A 16420-nucleotide genomic window follows, 5' to 3' on the forward strand; every position below is an offset into this window, starting at 1 on the left:
ATCAGCAAGGACGCCCTGTCGAACGTCCGAAGCGCACGCGAAGGGCACGAGAGCGGTGCAGCGCCCCCTGCGCTCAATAGCCGCGCGAGCGATCCACGAGATAGAGGAACGGCTCGCCCGCCTCGCCCCTCTGGATATTTTCGGCAATCACCTCGGAGGCGGTCTCGGCCCGGCTCTCGGCGGCGATATGGGGCGTCACCGTCACCTGCGGATGCGCCCAATAGGGGTGCTCGGGGGGCAGAGGCTCGACGCGGAACACATCGAGCGTCGCGTGGCCGATCTGGCCGCGGTCCAGCGCCGCTAGCAGCGCGTCATCGTCGATCAGCGTCCCGCGGCCCGGATTGACGAGCCGTGCGCCTTTCGGCATCTGCGCCAGCGTGTCCGCGTTCAGAAGGTTGGTGGTTTCGGGCGTGTCGGGCAGGATCGAGACGAGAATCTCGGCGCGCGACAGCGCCTCCGCTAGCCCATCGTCGCCGCTCAGGCAGGTTATCCCGGGGATGTCCTTCCGCGTCCGACTCCAGCCCGTGACGGCAAAGCCCAGCCCCGCCAGCGCTTCGGCGCAGGCTTTGCCCAACGCTCCCAAACCCAGCATCACCACCGAGCGGTCGCGCGCCAAGGGCGGCACGCCGTCGTCATGACGCCAGACGCCGTCCTGCTGGGCCAGTGTCGCGTCAATTCCGAGGTGATAGCGCAGCACATGGCCGGTCACGTACTCGACCATGCCGCGCTCCAGCCCCGCATCCACCATCCGACACAGCGGCTGGGTCAGGGTGTCGTTGCCCACGACACGCTCCACCCCGGCCCAGAGATTCAGTACGGCTTTCGCGCCGGTATAGGCGGTGAAATCCTGCACCGGGCCTTGCGGTGAATAGACGACATAGTCGATCTGAGCCGGGTCGCTCTCGCCGGGCTGCACGATCTGCGCCTCGACGCCGGTCGCGGCGATCGCCTCGGTCAGCGGGGTTTCGTAACGGCCCCAGTTCTCGGGCTTGTCGGCGAAAAGGACGCGGATCATCTTTGCCTCGGTCTATGGATATGGGCGCTTTGCACCAACCCGAAGGCGGCAAGCAGGATCATCATCGCGGTGCCGCCGTAACTCACCAGTGGCAGGGGCACACCCACGACGGGCATCAGCCCCATCACCATCGCCATGTTGATCGCGAAGAAGAAGAAGAACGTCCCCGCGACCCCGAAACTGAGGAGTGAGGCGAAGCGGTCCTTCGTTGCCATCGCGGTATAGAGGGCGAAGCCGATGATCCCGGTGTAAAGCATCAGCAAGCCGAAGGCGCCGACGAAGCCGAACTCCTCGGCGAGCGTGGTGAAGATGAAGTCGGTGTGCTTCTCCGGCAGGAAGTTCAGCCGCGATTGCGTGCCCTGCATGAAGCCGCGCCCCGACCAGCCACCCGAGCCGAGCGCGATCTGCGCCTGCATGATGTTGTAGCCCGCGCCAAGCGGGTCCGAGCCCGGATCGAGGAAGGTGTCGATGCGCTTGTATTGGTAGTCGTGCAGTAGCTGGTATTCCGTGCCCCGGCTTTCCATCACGCCGAAGACCAACCCCACGACCAGCGCGATTACGGTGCCGAAATACCAAAACGACACCCCGGCCGCGAACATCACGAAAGCGCCGCCAAGCACCAGCATGACGGCGGTGCCGAGGTCGGGCTGGGCAAGCACAAGAAAGGTGGGAGCGAGAATGATCACCGCCGGGATGAAGACCCAGAGCGGGCGCGAGACCTTCTCGACAGGCAGCCAATCGTAATAGGCGGCGAGGAGCATCACGAGGGTGATCTTCATCAACTCGGAAGGCTGGATGCGCAGCGGGCCGATCTCCAGCCAGCGCTGTGCGCCCATACCGATTGCGCCGAAGAATTCCACCGCAACCAGCAACAGAAGCGCCACGAAATAGGCCAAGGCCGAGACGTTGCGCCAGAACCATACTGGAACGAAGGCCACGGTGAACATCGCGATCATGCCGAGCGCGAAACGCTTCATCTGCGGTTCGGCCCAAGTGTGGATATTGCCACCCGCAACTGAGTAGAGCATCAGGAAGCCGGCGCAGGCGACCGCCGTCAGCAGGATCACCAGCGGCCAGTTCAGGTAGAAGATCTTGCGCCAGCCGACCGGGACGGTCTTGAGGTTGCTCTCGAGATAACTCATGCGCGCGATCGCTCCTGCGGCTTCTGCACGGTGTCGGGATCGACGAGATCGAGCGTTTCGTTCAGCTCCTTGGCCTTCGCGCGGGCGAAGGACGGATAGGCATCGTCCGGGGGCAGGCCGCCCGCCAGCGCGAACAGCAACACGTCGCGCGCGATCGGGGCTGCTGCCGTCGAACCGCCCGAGCCGTGTTCCACCACGACCGAGACGGCGTAGCGCGGATTGTCGACGGGGGCGAAGGCCACGAAGAGTGCGTGGTCGCGACGGTTCCACGGCAGCTGGTCGTTACGGATCACGCCACGAGCGCGCTCGGCCTTGGTGATGTTGCGGACCTGGGAGGTGCCGGTCTTGCCCGCCATCTTCCATTCCTTCATCGCGATGCGCGACCCGCGCGCGGTGCCGCGCGAGGAGTTCACCACTGCGGTCATGCCTTTGCGCACGCTGTCGAGATAGGCTTTCTCAACGCCGAGATCGTCGGTAACGCGGATCGGTTGCTCCACCCCGTCACGGGCGCGGATCAGGCGCGGCTCTACCTTCCGACCCGAGGCGATGCGCGCCGCCATGATCGCGAGATGCATCGGCGAGGCCAGAACATAGCCCTGACCGATCGCCGCGTTCGCGGTGTCGCCGATCAGCCAGTCCTTGCCGTAGCGCTCCTGCTTCCATTCCTTGGTCGGGGCCACGCCCTCTTTCACCGCGGACATCGGCAGGTCGGGCCGGACGCCCACGCCCAGGCGCTTGGCCATGTCGCTCATCTTGTCGATGCCGACGCGCTGCGAAAGCTCGTAGTAATAGACGTCGCAGGACTGCTCCATGCTCTTGGTCATGTTCACATGGCCGTGGCCGGCGCCCTTCCAGCAGTGGAAGCGGCGGCCCGCGATCTCGACATAGCCGGGGCACCAGATGGTTTCCTCCGGCGTCACCAGCCCTGCCTCGAGCGCGGCAAGTGCGGTGACCATCTTGTAGGTCGAGCCCGGAGGGTAGAGACCCTGGACGGTCTTGTCGGCGAGCGGCCGATGGTCGTCCTGCGTGAGGCGCTGGTAATCTGCGACGGAGATGCCGCGCACGAAGAGGTTGGGATCGAAGCTGGGCGCGGAGGCGCAGGCCAGCACGTCGCCATTGGTCACATCCATCACCACGGTCGCGGCGGATTCGTTCTCCAACCGCTGCAGCGCGTAGTTCTGCAGTCGATAGTCGAGCGTCAGTTGCAGATTCTCGCCCGGCTTGCCGGGCTCGCGCGAGAGTTCACGCATCTCGCGCCCGGCGGAGTTCACCTCGACGCGGCGCTGGCCGGCCTGACCGCGCAGAACGCTTTCCTCTTTCGACTCGATGCCGGTCTTGCCGAGCTGGAATTTCGGGATCAGCAGCAGCGGATCGGGGTCTTCCATCTTGCTCAGATCGTAATCCGAGACCGGGCCGACATAGCCGATCACATGGCCAAAATCCTCGCGGCGCGGATAGAGGCGCGACAGGCCGACATCGGGGCTGACACCGGGCAGCGAGGGGCCGTTCACCGCGACGCGCGAGAACTCGTCCCATGTCAGGCGGTCGGCCACCGTGACCGGCGTCGTCGGCGGGCGGCGGCGGATATCGTGCAGGATGTCTTTCGTATCGCCATCGGTAATCGGGATCAGACGGCGCAGCGCAGCGAGCGTCGCATCGACGTCGTCTGTATCCTCTCGCGTGATCGTGACGCGGTAATTCTGCTCATTACCGGCCAGAAGCACACCGTTGCGGTCGAAGATCAGCCCGCGCGCGGGCGGGATCAGCCGGATTTTCACCGAGTTGCCCTCGGCCAGCAGCCGGTATTGCTTGGCGTCTTCGAGCTGCATCTTGCGCATCCGCGCCGCCAGCACGGCCACGACCGCCGCCTGCGCGCCGCCCAAGAGCAAGCCGCGTCGCGTGATGCGGCGGGTGCTGACTTCGGTCTCTTTCGGGGATCGTCTCATTCTGGGCCCCCTCACATTCGATGTCCGTAGGCGTCGACCTCGCCCGGCGCCGCGCGGCGCAGGCCGAAGGCCACCCGCGACACCAGCACCACCACCGGATAGGCGGCCAGCGTCACCAGCATCTGGAACAGCTCCAGCCCGAGGCTTGGCTGATCGACCATCGTGACAAGCAGGACGATGCGCTTCACCGCCACCATAGCGAGCAGCACGCCCGCGACCAACGCCCATTCCAGCGCGAAGGGCAGATCGCGCAGGCTTTGTTCGCGGCGGCGTAGGAATTCGGTCGCGCCGAGGACGATCAGCGCCCAAAGTCCGATGGGCCGCCAGAACATGATGTCTTCAAGCAGAAAAACCATAACGATCAGCAGGGCCGGGGCGTATTCGGGACGCCGCAGCACCCAGGCCAGCGTCAGCGCCAAGGTCAGGTCGGGGCCCGGCAGGCCGCCCGGCGAATGGTCGACCGGCATCAGGCGCACGAAGATCAGTACGAGGCCGATCACGACGAAAAGCGTGCGGTAGCTGACGCGGCGGCGGGTGATGGGGTCGATCATTGGCTGCTCCCGTTTCCGCCCTCCGACCCACCATCGGGTTCGAGTGCGCCCGCGGCGGCCTCGGCGCGCGCCTTCTCGGCCGCTTCCTGTTCGATGACTTTCGGGTCGGGCGCGATCAGCCCGCCCGCGTTCTCGATCCGCTCGGCCGGGTGCGAGCGCAACACGCGCAGGAAATCGAGCCGTTCGTAATCGGCGGCGAGGCGCACGCGCAGCCGCTTGTCGCGGCCCTGGAAGACCTGACCGACCAGCAGCCCCGCCGGGAAGACCCCGCCATCGCCCGAGGAGATCACGCGGTCGCCCGGGCGCACGCGGTCGGGATGTTCGAGGAAATCCACGAACGGGTAGGGGGAGTTGTCTCCGGCGAGGATCGCGTTCTGGCCTGAGGCCGGGATCGTGACCGGGATGCGGCTCGAGGCGTCGGTCAGCAGCAGCACCCGCGAGGTCGAGGAGCCCACGCCCGAGATTCGCCCCACGAGGCCCAGCCCATCCATCGTGGCCCAGCCATCAACAATGCCGTCGCGCTTGCCGACATTCAGCAGCACCGATTTCCGGAACGGCGAGCCGCTATCGGCCAGCACACGCCCCGACACAGAGGTGAGTTTCGGGTCGAGCCGCACCTTGTTCTGGGCAAGCAGCTTGGCGTTCTGCTGCTCCAGCTGAACGGCGGCTTCCTTCCACGCCTTCATCTGTTGCAGCTCGCGGCGCAACTCCTGGTTCTGCTCGTAGATGCGGGAATAGGACTGGAAGCCCTCGACCATGTCGGTGAGTTTGGTGACCGGGGCCATCACCCAATCGAAGCTGGGCACGAAGCGGTCTACGAGGGCAGAGCGGAACCGCTCCATCCGCGGGCTGTCGATGCGCCAGACCAGGAAGAGAGCCAGTAGCACGACGACAAGAACCGCAACGCCCAGTCGGCGCAGCGGTCCGATATAGTCCTGATCGTCGCGATTTCTGGCCAAATCCGTCTCCGGTCAGATCACTGGCCGGGCGTGGTGCAATCCCGGGCCCGGCTCAGCTGTCGTAGTCAATGACGTGGCGAAGCTGCTTTTCATATTCAAGCGCCTTGCCGGTGCCGAGCGCAACACAGTTGAGCGACTGGTCGGCGATCGAAATCGAAAGGCCGGTCTGCTCGCGCAGCGCCAGATCCAGTTCGCCCAGAAGCGCACCGCCCCCCGTCAGCATCACGCCACGGTCGACGATGTCGGCGGCGAGGTCCGGCGGGGTGGTTTCGAGCGCCTGCATCACCGCGTCGCAAATCGACTGGACCGGCTCGGACAGCGCCTCGGCGACCTGGGCCTGCGTGATCTCGGTTTCCTTCGGCACGCCGTTCAACAAGTCGCGGCCGCGCACGTGAAGGCTCATCCCGCGCCCGTCATCGGGCATCCGCGCGGTACCGATCGTGGTCTTGATCCGCTCGGCGGTGGATTCGCCCACAAGAAGGTTCTGGTTGCGGCGCAGGTAGGAGATGATCGCCTCGTCCATCCGGTCGCCGCCCACGCGCACCGAGCGCGCATAGACGATGTCGCCCAGCGAAAGGACCGCGACCTCGGTCGTGCCGCCGCCGATATCGACCACCATCGAACCCGTGGGGTCGGTGATCGGCATGCCCGCACCGATGGCGGCCGCGATCGGCTCTGCAATCAAGCCGGCGCGGCGCGCACCTGCCGAGAGAACCGACTGACGGATCGCGCGCTTCTCCACCGGGGTCGCACCATGCGGAACGCAGACGATGATCTTCGGCTTCGAGAAGGTCGAGCGCTTGTGCACCTTGCGGATGAAATGCTTGATCATTTCCTCGGCGCTGTCGAAATCCGCGATGACGCCGTCGCGCATCGGGCGGATCGCCTCGATAGAGCCGGGGGTCCGGCCGAGCATCAGCTTGGCGTCTTCACCGACCGCCAGCACCTGCTTCTTGCCGTCCTTGACGTGATAGGCGACCACCGAGGGCTCGTTCAGCACGATCCCTTTGCCTTTGACATAGACCAGCGTGTTCGCCGTCCCGAGGTCGATCGCCATGTCCGAGGAGAAGATCCCACCAACCATATTACGCCTGTCCCATCCCAAATTTCTTAGAAATACCGCGACTCGCGCCAAGCCACGGCCCGCGCCTCGTATAGTCAAAGCGGCCCTTACGGGGAAGCGGATTTGCGCCGTAGGCGAAGCCCCCTTGCGGTTATCCGCTGAGGCAAGGCCAAGCGATTGACCTTTTTCAACATTTCGGGCGGATTTCCCCGCGGAAATGCGCTTGAAATTGCAGATATGCGATGCGTCACGAAATCGTGCTGAAAACGGGAAAATCGCGCCGGGTCGACATGAAAACGGGCAGCCGTTCTCGGGCTGCCCGAAAGCTGTGCAACTGGCGGTGGGCTCAGAGCTTGTAGCTCACCGTTTTCACGTCCGCGTCGGGCGCGGTTTTCTGGCTGCGGAAGCGCAGGCGGTTGAGTGCGCCGACATAGGCCTTCACGCTCGCGAGGATCGTGTCGGTGTCCGACGCGGCCCCGGTGCCGATCCGCCCATCTTCCTCGAGGCGCACCGAAACGGTCGCCTGCGCGTCGGTGCCTTCGGTGACCGCGTGCACCTGATAGAGCTTCAGCTTGGCTTGCGTCGGATAGATTTCCTTGACGCAGTTGAAGACCGCGTCGACCGGGCCGTCGCCCTGGCACTTGCTGGATTTCTCCTCACCATCGACGAGCATCTTCAGCTCGGCTTCCTGACCGTCCGAGCCACAGACCACGCGCAGCCATTTGACCTGCAGGTAGTCGTCGGCGGTGTTCGCGGCGCTGTCGGTCATCAGCGCGATCAGGTCCTCGTCGTAGATTTCCTTCTTGCGGTCGGCCAGCGCCTTGAAGCGGACGAAGACGTCCTTGAGCTGGTTATCGCCCAGCTCGTAGCCGAGATCCTTGAGCTTGGCGCGCAGCGCGGCGCGGCCCGAATGCTTGCCCATCGCGATATTCGCCTCGTTGAGGCCGATATCGGCGGGCTTCATGATCTCGAAGGTTTCGACATTCTTCAGCACGCCATCCTGATGGATGCCGCTTTCGTGCAGGAAGGCGTTCTTGCCGACGATCGCCTTGTTGAACTGCACCGGGAAGCCCGACACCTGCGCCACGCGGCGCGAGATGTTCATGATCTTCGTCGTGTCTATATGGGTCTGGTAGGGCATGATGTCCTGACGGACCTTCATCGCCATCACCACCTCTTCGAGCGCGGTGTTGCCCGCGCGCTCACCCAGACCGTTTATCGTGCATTCGATCTGGCGCGCGCCTGCATCGACCGCGGCCAGCGCGTTCGCCGTCGCCATGCCCAGATCGTTGTGGCAGTGCGTCGCGAAGATGATCTCGTCGGCGCCCGGCACCCGCTCGAGCAGCATCCGGATCAGGTCGGCGGATTCGACCGGCGCGGTATAGCCCACCGTGTCGGGGATGTTGATCGTGGTGGCGCCCGCCTTGATCGCGATTTCGACGACGCGGCAGAGATAGTCATGCTCGGTCCGGGTGGCATCCATCGGCGACCACTGCACGTTGTCGCACAGGTTGCGCGCGTGGCTGACGGTCTCGTGGATAACGTCGGCCATCTCGTCCATCGTCAGGTTCGGGATCGCGCGGTGCAGCGGCGAGGTGCCGATGAAAGTGTGGATGCGCGGCGATTTCGCGTGCTGCACGGCTTCCCAGCAGCGGTCGATATCGGGCAGCTTGGCGCGGGCGAGCCCGCAAATCGTGGAGAACTTTGCGCGTTTCGCTATATCGCTGACGGCTTCGAAATCGCCCTCGGAGGCGATCGGGAAGCCGGCCTCGATGATATCCACGCCCATTTCGTCGAGCAGATCGGCGATCTCGAGCTTCTCGTCATGGGTCATCGTCGCACCCGGCGATTGCTCGCCGTCACGCAGGGTCGTGTCGAAAATCAGAACGCGGTTTTTGTCGATCATGGTCTGGGCCATCTGCTAGTCTCTTTCGTCTTGGCTCTTAGCGTTACTTGGGCCCGAAGGCCAGCATTGCGCGGTGGCTTTCGGGAGTTGTCCGGGCGCTGGCTACCCCTGAGCGTTCGCGCCCGAAGGCACGCTCAGAGGCTGCTAAGAAGAAGGAGACCACGGGGCATCGCGCCTTGGGCGAGCGCCCCGGCTGCGGTGAGTTGAATATGCTTAACCCGTGTCATGAGGGGCACTATAGGCGCCAAGTGATAAATGAAAAGCAAAAAAGGAACCGCTGGAGGCGGGGCCGCGTAGCCTTTGGGCGCATATAACGGAGGCGACAGTGGCAGGTCAGGCAATCGTGATCGGAGATACGGGTGGGATCGGCGCGGCGATCCGGGCGGAGCTGGAGGCGCGCGGCTTCGCGGTGACGGGGCTGTCGCGGTCGCGCGACGCGTTCGATGTCACGGATGAACGCGCGGTCGAGGCGGGGCTGCGCGGGATCGACGAGCCGGTCGATCTGATCTTCGTGGCCTCGGGCGCGCTCGGTACGCCGGAAAAGGCCTTGTCGCATCTGACCCCCGAGGAATTGCAGAGCCAGTTCGCCGTGAACGCGATGGGTCTGGCGCTGGTCTTGAAACATGCAGCCCGCCTTCTGCCCCGGGACAAGCCCGCACGGTTCGCGGCGCTTTCGGCGCGGGTCGGCTCGATCGGCGATAACGGTTTGGGCGGTTGGTATAGCTATCGGACCTCGAAAGCGGCCCTGAACCAGCTGCTGCATGGCGCGGCGATCGAGCTGGGGCGCTCTCACAAGCAGCTCGTGATCGCGGCGCTGCATCCGGGCACGGTAGACACCCCCTTTACCGCAGATTACCCGCGCGACAAGCTCGCCCCCGAAGACGCCGCGCGCCGGTTGCTGGATGTGTTGGGCGCGCTGACGCCCGCGCAATCGGGCGGCTTTTACGACTACGCAGGCAAGGAGATTCCATGGTAACCCGAAACGCCATCGTCACCGGCGCCGCGCGCGGCATCGGTCGCGCCATCACCGAGGCACTGCTGGATCGCGGCTGGCAGGTCGCGGCGCTCGATCTGGATATCGGCCCGCTGGAGGCGCGCGAAGGCTTGCAGGCGATCCGTTGCGATCTGGGGAGCGAAGACGATGTTCGGTCTGCGGTCGCCGAGGCCGGGTTCGAGACGCTCGATCTCCTGGTGAACAATGGTGGGCCGGCCGATCCCGAATGCGGACCGTTGGAGGAGCTGACGCTGGAGGCGTGGCACAAGTGGATCGACCCGCATCTGACCGGGACGTTCCTGATGGCGCGCGAGGCTTTGCCCGCCTTGCGCAAGGGTCGGGGGGCAGTGGTCAACATGGCCTCGACGCGCGCGCTGCAATCCGAGCCCGATACCTTCGCCTATGCGGCGGCGAAGGGCGGCGTTACATCACTGACCCATGCGATGGCGGTGAGCCTTGGGCCGGAGGTGCGGGTCAACGCGATCGCGCCCGGCTGGATCAATTCGAGCGGCGAGGCCTTGGGCGAAGCGGATCACGCGCAGCATCCCGTGGGCCGTGTGGGTGAGCCGAGTGACATTGCCGAGGCCGTGCTCTACCTCGCTGACGCGGGCTTCGTGACGGGGCAGGTGCTGGTCGTCGATGGCGGCATGACCCGGAAGATGATCTATGACTAAGCTGATCGCGGTGCTGGGCGATCAGCTGAGCCATGACGGCGCGGCTTTGCGCTGCGGCGACAAGAGCGCGGACGTGGTCGTGATGGCCGAGGTGCGCGAGGAAGCGACCTATACCGGCCATCACAAGCAGAAGCTGGCGCTGACCTTCGCCGCGATGCGCCGCTTCGCCGACGAGTTGGAGCGCGATGGCTGGCAGGTCCGCTACACCAAGCTGACCGATGACGACAACGCGGGCTCGTTGGTTGGCGAATTCGCGCGCCGCGCCGAAGAAGAGGGGGCCGACGAGGTCATCACACTCGCCCCCGGCGAATGGCGCTTGCGTCAGGCCTTCGAGAGCGCGCCGATCAAGATCCGGCAACTGCCCGACGATCGCTTTATCTGCTCTGAAAAGCGCTTCGCGGAGTGGGCCGAGGGGCGCAAGGAGCTCCGGATGGAGTGGTTCTACCGCGAGATGCGTCGCGAAACGGGGCTCTTGATGGAAGGTGACGACCCGGCGGGCGGCGAATGGAATTTTGACAAGGAGAACCGCAAGCCCGCCCAGCCCGACCGGTTCCGCGAGCCCGCGCCGACCTTCCGCAAGGATGCGCTCGTGCAGGAGGTGCTCGAGATGGTCGAGGCGGAATTTCCCGATAATTTCGGATCGCTCGACGAATTCAACTGGCCGGTCAGCCGCGCGCAGGCCGAACGCGCGCTGGAGCATTTCATCGCCCATAATCTGCACGATTTCGGGACCTATCAGGACGCGATGTTGGCCGGGGACCGGCTGCTGCATCACTCGATCCTGTCGTCGAGCATCAATCTCGGGCTGCTTTCGCCGCTGGAGGTCTGCAAGGCCGCGGAAGAGGCCTACAAGGCGGGGGACGCGCCGATCAATTCGGTGGAAGGGTTCATCCGGCAGATTCTCGGTTGGCGGGAATACATGCGCGGCATTTATTTCCTCGAAGGGCCGGATTACACCTCGCGCAACGCGCTCAACCACAAGCGCGATCTGCCGTGGTTCTACTGGTCGGGCGAGACGGAGATGGCCTGCATGAAGGCCGCGATCGGGCAGACCCGCGATCTGGCTTATGCGCATCATATCCAGCGGCTGATGGTCACGGGCAATTTCGCGCTGCTGGCAGGCATCGACCCGCGCCAAGTGCAGGACTGGTATCTCGCCGTCTATATCGACGCCTATGAATGGGTGGAGGCGCCGAACACGGCGGGGATGAGCCAGTTCGCCGATGGCGGAGTGGTGGCCTCGAAACCTTACATTTCCTCGGGCGCCTATATCGACAAGATGTCCGATTACTGCGGCGGCTGCGCCTATGACGTGAAGGCGAAGGACGGGGAAAAAGCTTGCCCGTTCAACAGCCTTTACTGGCATTTCCTCGACCGGCATCGCGACCGGTTCGAGGGCAATCCGCGCATGGGGCTGGTCTATCGCAACTGGGACAAGCAGAAGACAGAGACCCGTGAGGCCAAGCTGAAGACGGCGGAGGCGCTGATGGAGAAGCTCGACAGGGGCGAGGCCTTGTAGGGCGCTCGGCCCGGTCTCGTGTCCGGATCAGTTTGCAGACGGAGCGGATTGCGCGTCCGGTTCGTTCGCCGGGGCTGGTGGTGTCTCGGCACTGGCATCGGGCGTCGGCTGCGTCGCAGGCGCGCTGGTATCCTGGAGCTTGTCATTCGACCACTCGCCGCTCGCGACGTTCCCGGAGGCGTAGGTCATCGTGCCTTGCCCCTCGCGCTTGCCATTCGCGAAGCTGCCCTCGTAGGTGTCGCCATTGGCATAGGTTGCGCGGCCTTGCCCGTCGATCGCACCGTTGCGCCACTGGCCCTCATAAGTGAACCCGTCGGGCATGGTCAGCTTGCCGGTTCCGTCGCGCTGGCCGTTCTTGAAACCGCCCTCGTAGGTCGTGCCGTCGGCATAGCGCGCGACGCCCTGACCCTCGCGCTGCCCGTTCACCCAATCGCCCTCGTAGCTGTAGCCGTCCGGGTAGGTCATCTTGCCCTTCCCGTCATTGCGCGCGTTCTTGAACTCGCCCTCGTAGACGAGCCCGTTCGCGTAGCGCGCCGTGCCGGTGCCCTGTATGACGCCATGCGCCCAGCCGCCCTCGTAGCTGGAGCCGTCGGGATAGGTGATCTTGCCCTGACCGTCGGGCAGGTCGTTCTTGAAGCTGCCCTCGTAGACCGAGCCGTCAGGGTATTTCACCTTGCCCTGACCTTCGATTCGGCCTTCCTTCCACTGGCCCGTGTATACGTAGCCGTCCTTGCCGTGGAAGGTGCCGGTGCCGTGGCGCTTGTCGAGGAGGAACTCGCCTTCGTAAGTGTCGCCATTGGCATAGGTGACCTTGCCGGTCCCGTGACGCTTGCCGTTGACCATCTGGCCTTCATAGACGTCGCCATTGGGTTGGGTGAGCGTGCCGCGGCCGTTCATCTGGCCGGCCTTCCACTCGCCGACATAGGTCAGTCCGTCCGCCATTGTGAGCGTGCCGGTGCCGTCGCGCTGGCCATGCGCCATCTGGCCCTCGTAGGTAGAGCCGTCGGGATAGGTGATCTTGCCCATGCCTTGCTTGACGCCGCCTAGCCAGTCGCCCTCGTAGCGATAGCCGTTCGCGCTCTCGAGCGTGCCCTTGCCGTCATGCATCGCGTTGCGGAACTGGCCCTTATAGACCGAGCCGTTGGCGTAATGCGCGGTGCCGGTGCCGGTGATCTGACCGTTGAGCCAGTCGCCCTCGTAGGTGCCGCCATCGGCGAAGGTGATCTTGCCCTTGCCGTTGGGTTTGCCGTGGTCGAACTGGCCCTCGTAGACCGAGCCGTTGGGGAAGCGCGCGCGGCCCTCGCCCTTGATCTCGCCCATCACCCATTGGCCTTCGTATTCGTAGCCCGAGGGAAGCTTGTAGCTGCCGTAGCCGTCCTGCTTGCCATCGGTGAAGGTGCCCTTGTAGAGGCCGCCGTCGTCGTATTGCTTGGTGATGACCTCTTGCGCCGGCGCGATCTGCGCGGCGCATCCGATCAGAACTGCCAATGTCGCGATGCGAAGCTGCGCGCCTGCCATGGTGCCCCCTGATGGTGCTGCCTGTGCCCCGGTCTCGCGAGCGCGTGGATTCGCGCTCTGCCGGGCTTGGGGAAAGGTTAATTGCGCGGGGGTAGCCTGACAAGCGGGCAGGGCGGTCGTGTCGGGGCCGCGTAAGGGAAGGGGCGGCGAATGCAGGGCAGCCATCCCCTTTTCACCCCATCGTTTTCTGCTAAATGAGGGGGCGATAACAGCCCCGAGGACGCTTATGGCCGATCGTTTCCGCCTCACCATGGCCCAGCTCAACCCCACCGTGGGCGCGCTGGAGGCCAATGCCGAGAAGGCCTTCGCCGCATGGCAGGAGGGCAAGCGCGCAGGCGCCGACATGGTCGTGCTACCCGAGATGTTCCTGACCGGCTACCAGACGCAGGACCTGATCGCGAAGCCCGCCTTCGTGCGCGACGCGGTCGCCGCGATGGAGGCGCTGGGCGCGCGGATTTCCGATGGCCCAGCGCTGGGCATCGGCGGGCCCTACTGGACGGAGCAGGGGCAGTATAACGCCTACTGGGTCTGGAAAGACGGCGCGCTGGTCGCGCGGATGCTCAAGCACGATCTGCCGCATCACGGGATTTTCGACGAGTATCGCATCTACGATACCGGCCAGATCTCCGGGCCCTACGCGATCAACGGCGTGCGCATCGGGACGCCGATCTGCGAGGATGCGTGGCATCCGGATGTGGCCGAGACGCTGGCCGAGACCGGGGCCGAGATCCTGATCGTGCCGAACGGTTCGCCCTATCACCGCAACAAACTCGACGTACGGATGACCCACATGGTCGCGCGCGTGGTCGAGACCGGGCTGCCGCTCGCCTATCTCAACTCGGTCGGTGGGCAGGACGATCAGGTCTTCGACGGGGCGAGCTTCGTGCTGAACCGTCACGGCCAGCTGGCCGCGCAATTCGCGCCTTTCGACGAGATCATCGACCATGTCGATTTCGAGCGTGACGGTGAGGGCTGGGCTTGCGTTGCGGGCCGGGACGATCCGCAGCCCTCGGAATGGGAGCAGGACTACCGCGCCATGGTCGAAAGCCTCGGTGATTACCTGCGCAAGTCGGGCTTCTCCAAGGTCGTTCTCGGCCTGTCGGGCGGGATCGACTCAGCGCTGGTCGCGACAATCGCAGCGGACGCGCTGGGGCCGGAGGCCGTGCATTGCGTGATGCTGCCCTCGGAATACACCTCGCAGGGATCGCTCGATCACGCGGCCGATCTGGCGACGCGGCAGGGGATGCGCCTCGACACGGTGCGGATCGACGGGGCGCGCGATGCGGTCTCGGATGCGCTTGCCCATCTGATGGAGGGCACTCAGCCCGACGTGACCGAGGAAAACATCCAGTCACGCCTGCGCGGGGTCATGCTGATGGCACTGTCGAACAAGTTCGGCGAGATGCTTCTGACCACCGGCAACAAGTCCGAGATGGCCGTGGGCTATGCGACGATCTACGGCGACATGGCGGGCGGCTACAATCCAATCAAGGATCTCTACAAGACCCGCGTCTTCGAGACCTGCCGCTGGCGCAACGCCAATTACCGCGACTGGATGAAGGGCCCCGAGGGCGAGGTGATCCCGCGCGCGATCATCGACAAGCCGCCCTCCGCGGAACTGCGCCCCGACCAGAAGGACGAGGACAGCCTGCCGCCCTATCCGGTACTGGATGGTATTCTCGAAGGACTGGTGGAGGGCGACGCATCGGTCGCCGACCTCGTTGCCGAAGGCTACGATCGCGACACCGTCAAGAAGGTCGAGCATCTGCTCTATATCTCGGAATGGAAGCGTCACCAGTCCGCGCCGGGCACGCGTCTCTCGAGCAAGGCCTTCTGGCTGGATCGCCGCTACCCGATCGTCAATCGCTGGCGCGACCACCACTGAGGGCCACGGTCGCGCAGCGCCTCAGTGATCGTCAAGCCACGTCAGGCGGGCGACGCGCGGCCGGGTTACGATGAAATTGTCGAACGAGATCGCGTCGTGGAAGCCCACGAAATGCTTGCTCGGGTCTTTGCCGATCGATGCGAGATAGGCCTTGTAGGCCTCGGACAGCTTGAACGGCAGGTCGTAGGCGTAGGAGGTCTCCACGATCAACGCCTGATCGCCCGCGGCGAGGATCGGAATGCGATCCGCTTCCAGGTCGAGCGCCTCCTGCGTGTAGCTTTGCGCCAACCCGGTCGCGTAGGAATCTTCCAGCTGTACCTTCTTCGCGTCGCTGCCTTCGGCAGGATCGTTGCAGGTGTGGCCCAGATCCAGCGGATCGTCCCAGCATCTCACCAACGTCACGCGAATCCAGCTGCGCGACGGGTCATTATTGCCGGTCGTGAAGTCGAACACTTTCTTGATGCCCGCGACATATTTTGGGCCGATCGGATCGCGCTCGCGCGAGATCAGGTCCGAGACCGTCACATTGGCCCGGGTCGCGGCGCCGCGGATCTTGAATACGTCATAGATTTCGATCGACAGGATCAGCCAGCCCGACAGCATGATGAAGGCCAGAAGCCCCTCGATCGGGATGGAGCCGGCTTCGTCCTTGCGGAAACGGTGGAGCAGATTGCGCAACTTTGGCATCAGCATCGCTCAGGTTCCTCCACTGCCAGCGGTTGAAGCGACCGCCGGTTCGATCACGATCGCGGTCGTTGCAACCAGAGCGTAATCGCCATCCGCGCCGACCGGCGATGCCTTCAGGAAAGCCTGGGCGATGAAGTCTTCCAGCATCATCGGTTTCTCGCGCAAACAGACCCGCACGAGGATCAGCTGATCGGGAATGGCGGCCTCCAGCGTGCCGGCAGGTGGCGGCTTGGTCACGTCCGAGAAATCTTCGCAGCGCACCGGGTGGTTGGCGATGGAGGACGTCCAGTCGGTCTTGTCCACCTGAAACATCTCGACGGAAACCCGATTCATGCAGGTGCTGCCGAAGAAGCCTGCCTGTTTGCAGATTTCATGGCGCAGCGTCTTTTCGTCGATGCTGGAATAGTTGCCGATACGGACGATGCGGCTCGTGGCTTCTGTCGCGCGGGTCAGCAGGGTCTGCTTGATGAAGATCACGCCCAGCTCGATCCCGGCGAACATGAAGAAGATCAGGAACACGATCCAGAGCAGGGCGGGGATCGTCACCGCCCCCTCCTCCGC

14 protein-coding genes are annotated in these 16420 nt (G+C 64.6%); 4 read left to right on the top strand and 10 right to left on the bottom strand.

Annotated elements, in window-relative coordinates; all coding sequences use genetic code 11:
• Positions 1-73: 73 nt before the first annotated feature.
• The 7 genes from B6V72_RS05465 to B6V72_RS05495 form a co-directional block, all read right to left on the bottom strand.
• On the bottom strand, positions 74-1015 hold the full coding sequence (locus B6V72_RS05465) for a glyoxylate/hydroxypyruvate reductase A (RefSeq protein ID WP_088734966.1): 942 nt from the start codon (positions 1013-1015) through the stop codon (positions 74-76).
• A complete protein-coding gene (gene rodA, locus B6V72_RS05470; RefSeq protein ID WP_088719687.1) occupies positions 1012-2157 on the bottom strand; it encodes a rod shape-determining protein RodA in 1146 nt (381 codons plus the stop codon). The genes B6V72_RS05465 and rodA overlap by 4 nt, the downstream gene beginning before the upstream one ends.
• Positions 2154-4103 carry a penicillin-binding protein 2 gene (mrdA, locus tag B6V72_RS05475; protein WP_075774199.1) on the bottom strand — a complete coding sequence of 650 codons (1950 nt, stop codon included), beginning with the start codon at positions 4101-4103 and terminating at the stop codon, positions 2154-2156. Before mrdA ends, rodA begins: the two co-directional genes overlap by 4 nt.
• Before the next feature lie 11 nt (positions 4104-4114).
• Positions 4115-4654 (bottom strand): rod shape-determining protein MreD, encoded by a 540-nt coding sequence (locus tag B6V72_RS05480; RefSeq protein ID WP_088734968.1) that lies wholly within the window; start codon positions 4652-4654, stop codon positions 4115-4117.
• On the bottom strand, positions 4651-5613 hold the full coding sequence (mreC, locus tag B6V72_RS05485; RefSeq protein ID WP_088734970.1) for a rod shape-determining protein MreC: 963 nt from the start codon (positions 5611-5613) through the stop codon (positions 4651-4653). Before mreC ends, B6V72_RS05480 begins: the two co-directional genes overlap by 4 nt.
• A gap of 52 nt (positions 5614-5665) precedes the next feature.
• Positions 5666-6697: a rod shape-determining protein gene (locus B6V72_RS05490; protein ID WP_038064670.1), complete on the bottom strand. Its 1032-nt coding sequence runs from the start codon at positions 6695-6697 to the stop codon at positions 5666-5668.
• Between the two features lie 325 nt (positions 6698-7022).
• A complete protein-coding gene (locus B6V72_RS05495) occupies positions 7023-8582 on the bottom strand; it encodes a 2-isopropylmalate synthase (RefSeq protein ID WP_088735101.1) in 1560 nt (519 codons plus the stop codon).
• A 325-nt stretch (positions 8583-8907) separates the two neighbouring features.
• On the opposite strand from B6V72_RS05495, the gene B6V72_RS05500 reads away from it, so the two are divergent.
• From B6V72_RS05500 to B6V72_RS05510, 3 genes are read left to right on the top strand one after another with little or no spacing between them, the layout of a single operon-like run.
• Positions 8908-9558 carry an SDR family NAD(P)-dependent oxidoreductase gene (locus tag B6V72_RS05500; protein ID WP_088734972.1) on the top strand — a complete coding sequence of 217 codons (651 nt, stop codon included), beginning with the start codon at positions 8908-8910 and terminating at the stop codon, positions 9556-9558.
• Positions 9552-10250: an SDR family oxidoreductase gene (locus B6V72_RS05505; RefSeq protein WP_088734974.1), complete on the top strand. Its 699-nt coding sequence runs from the start codon at positions 9552-9554 to the stop codon at positions 10248-10250. The genes B6V72_RS05500 and B6V72_RS05505 overlap by 7 nt, the downstream gene beginning before the upstream one ends.
• The gene (locus tag B6V72_RS05510) at positions 10243-11769 is read left to right on the top strand and encodes a cryptochrome/photolyase family protein (RefSeq protein WP_088734976.1); all 1527 of its coding nucleotides are present in this window, start codon (positions 10243-10245) and stop codon (positions 11767-11769) included. Before B6V72_RS05505 ends, B6V72_RS05510 begins: the two co-directional genes overlap by 8 nt.
• Positions 11770-11796: 27 nt before the next feature.
• On the opposite strand, the gene B6V72_RS05515 is transcribed toward B6V72_RS05510, so the two are convergent.
• On the bottom strand, positions 11797-13287 hold the full coding sequence (locus B6V72_RS05515) for a 2-isopropylmalate synthase (protein WP_088734978.1): 1491 nt from the start codon (positions 13285-13287) through the stop codon (positions 11797-11799).
• Positions 13288-13513: 226 nt separating this feature from the next.
• On the opposite strand from B6V72_RS05515, the gene B6V72_RS05520 reads away from it, so the two are divergent.
• A complete protein-coding gene (locus B6V72_RS05520) occupies positions 13514-15172 on the top strand; it encodes an NAD+ synthase (RefSeq protein ID WP_088719692.1) in 1659 nt (552 codons plus the stop codon).
• 21 nt (positions 15173-15193) lie between these two features.
• Here the strand turns inward: B6V72_RS05520 and B6V72_RS05525 are convergent, their stop codons facing one another.
• The gene (locus tag B6V72_RS05525; protein ID WP_075774206.1) at positions 15194-15865 is read right to left on the bottom strand and encodes a hypothetical protein; all 672 of its coding nucleotides are present in this window, start codon (positions 15863-15865) and stop codon (positions 15194-15196) included.
• Positions 15866-15868: 3 nt separating this feature from the next.
• Complete coding sequence (locus B6V72_RS05530; protein ID WP_088727263.1) at positions 15869-16405, bottom strand: hypothetical protein; 537 nt, start codon at positions 16403-16405, stop codon at positions 15869-15871.
• Positions 16406-16420 lie beyond the last annotated feature (15 nt).

Source organism: Thioclava sp. F34-6 (assembly GCF_002213235.1).
GTDB lineage: Bacteria > Pseudomonadota > Alphaproteobacteria > Rhodobacterales > Rhodobacteraceae > Thioclava > Thioclava nitratireducens.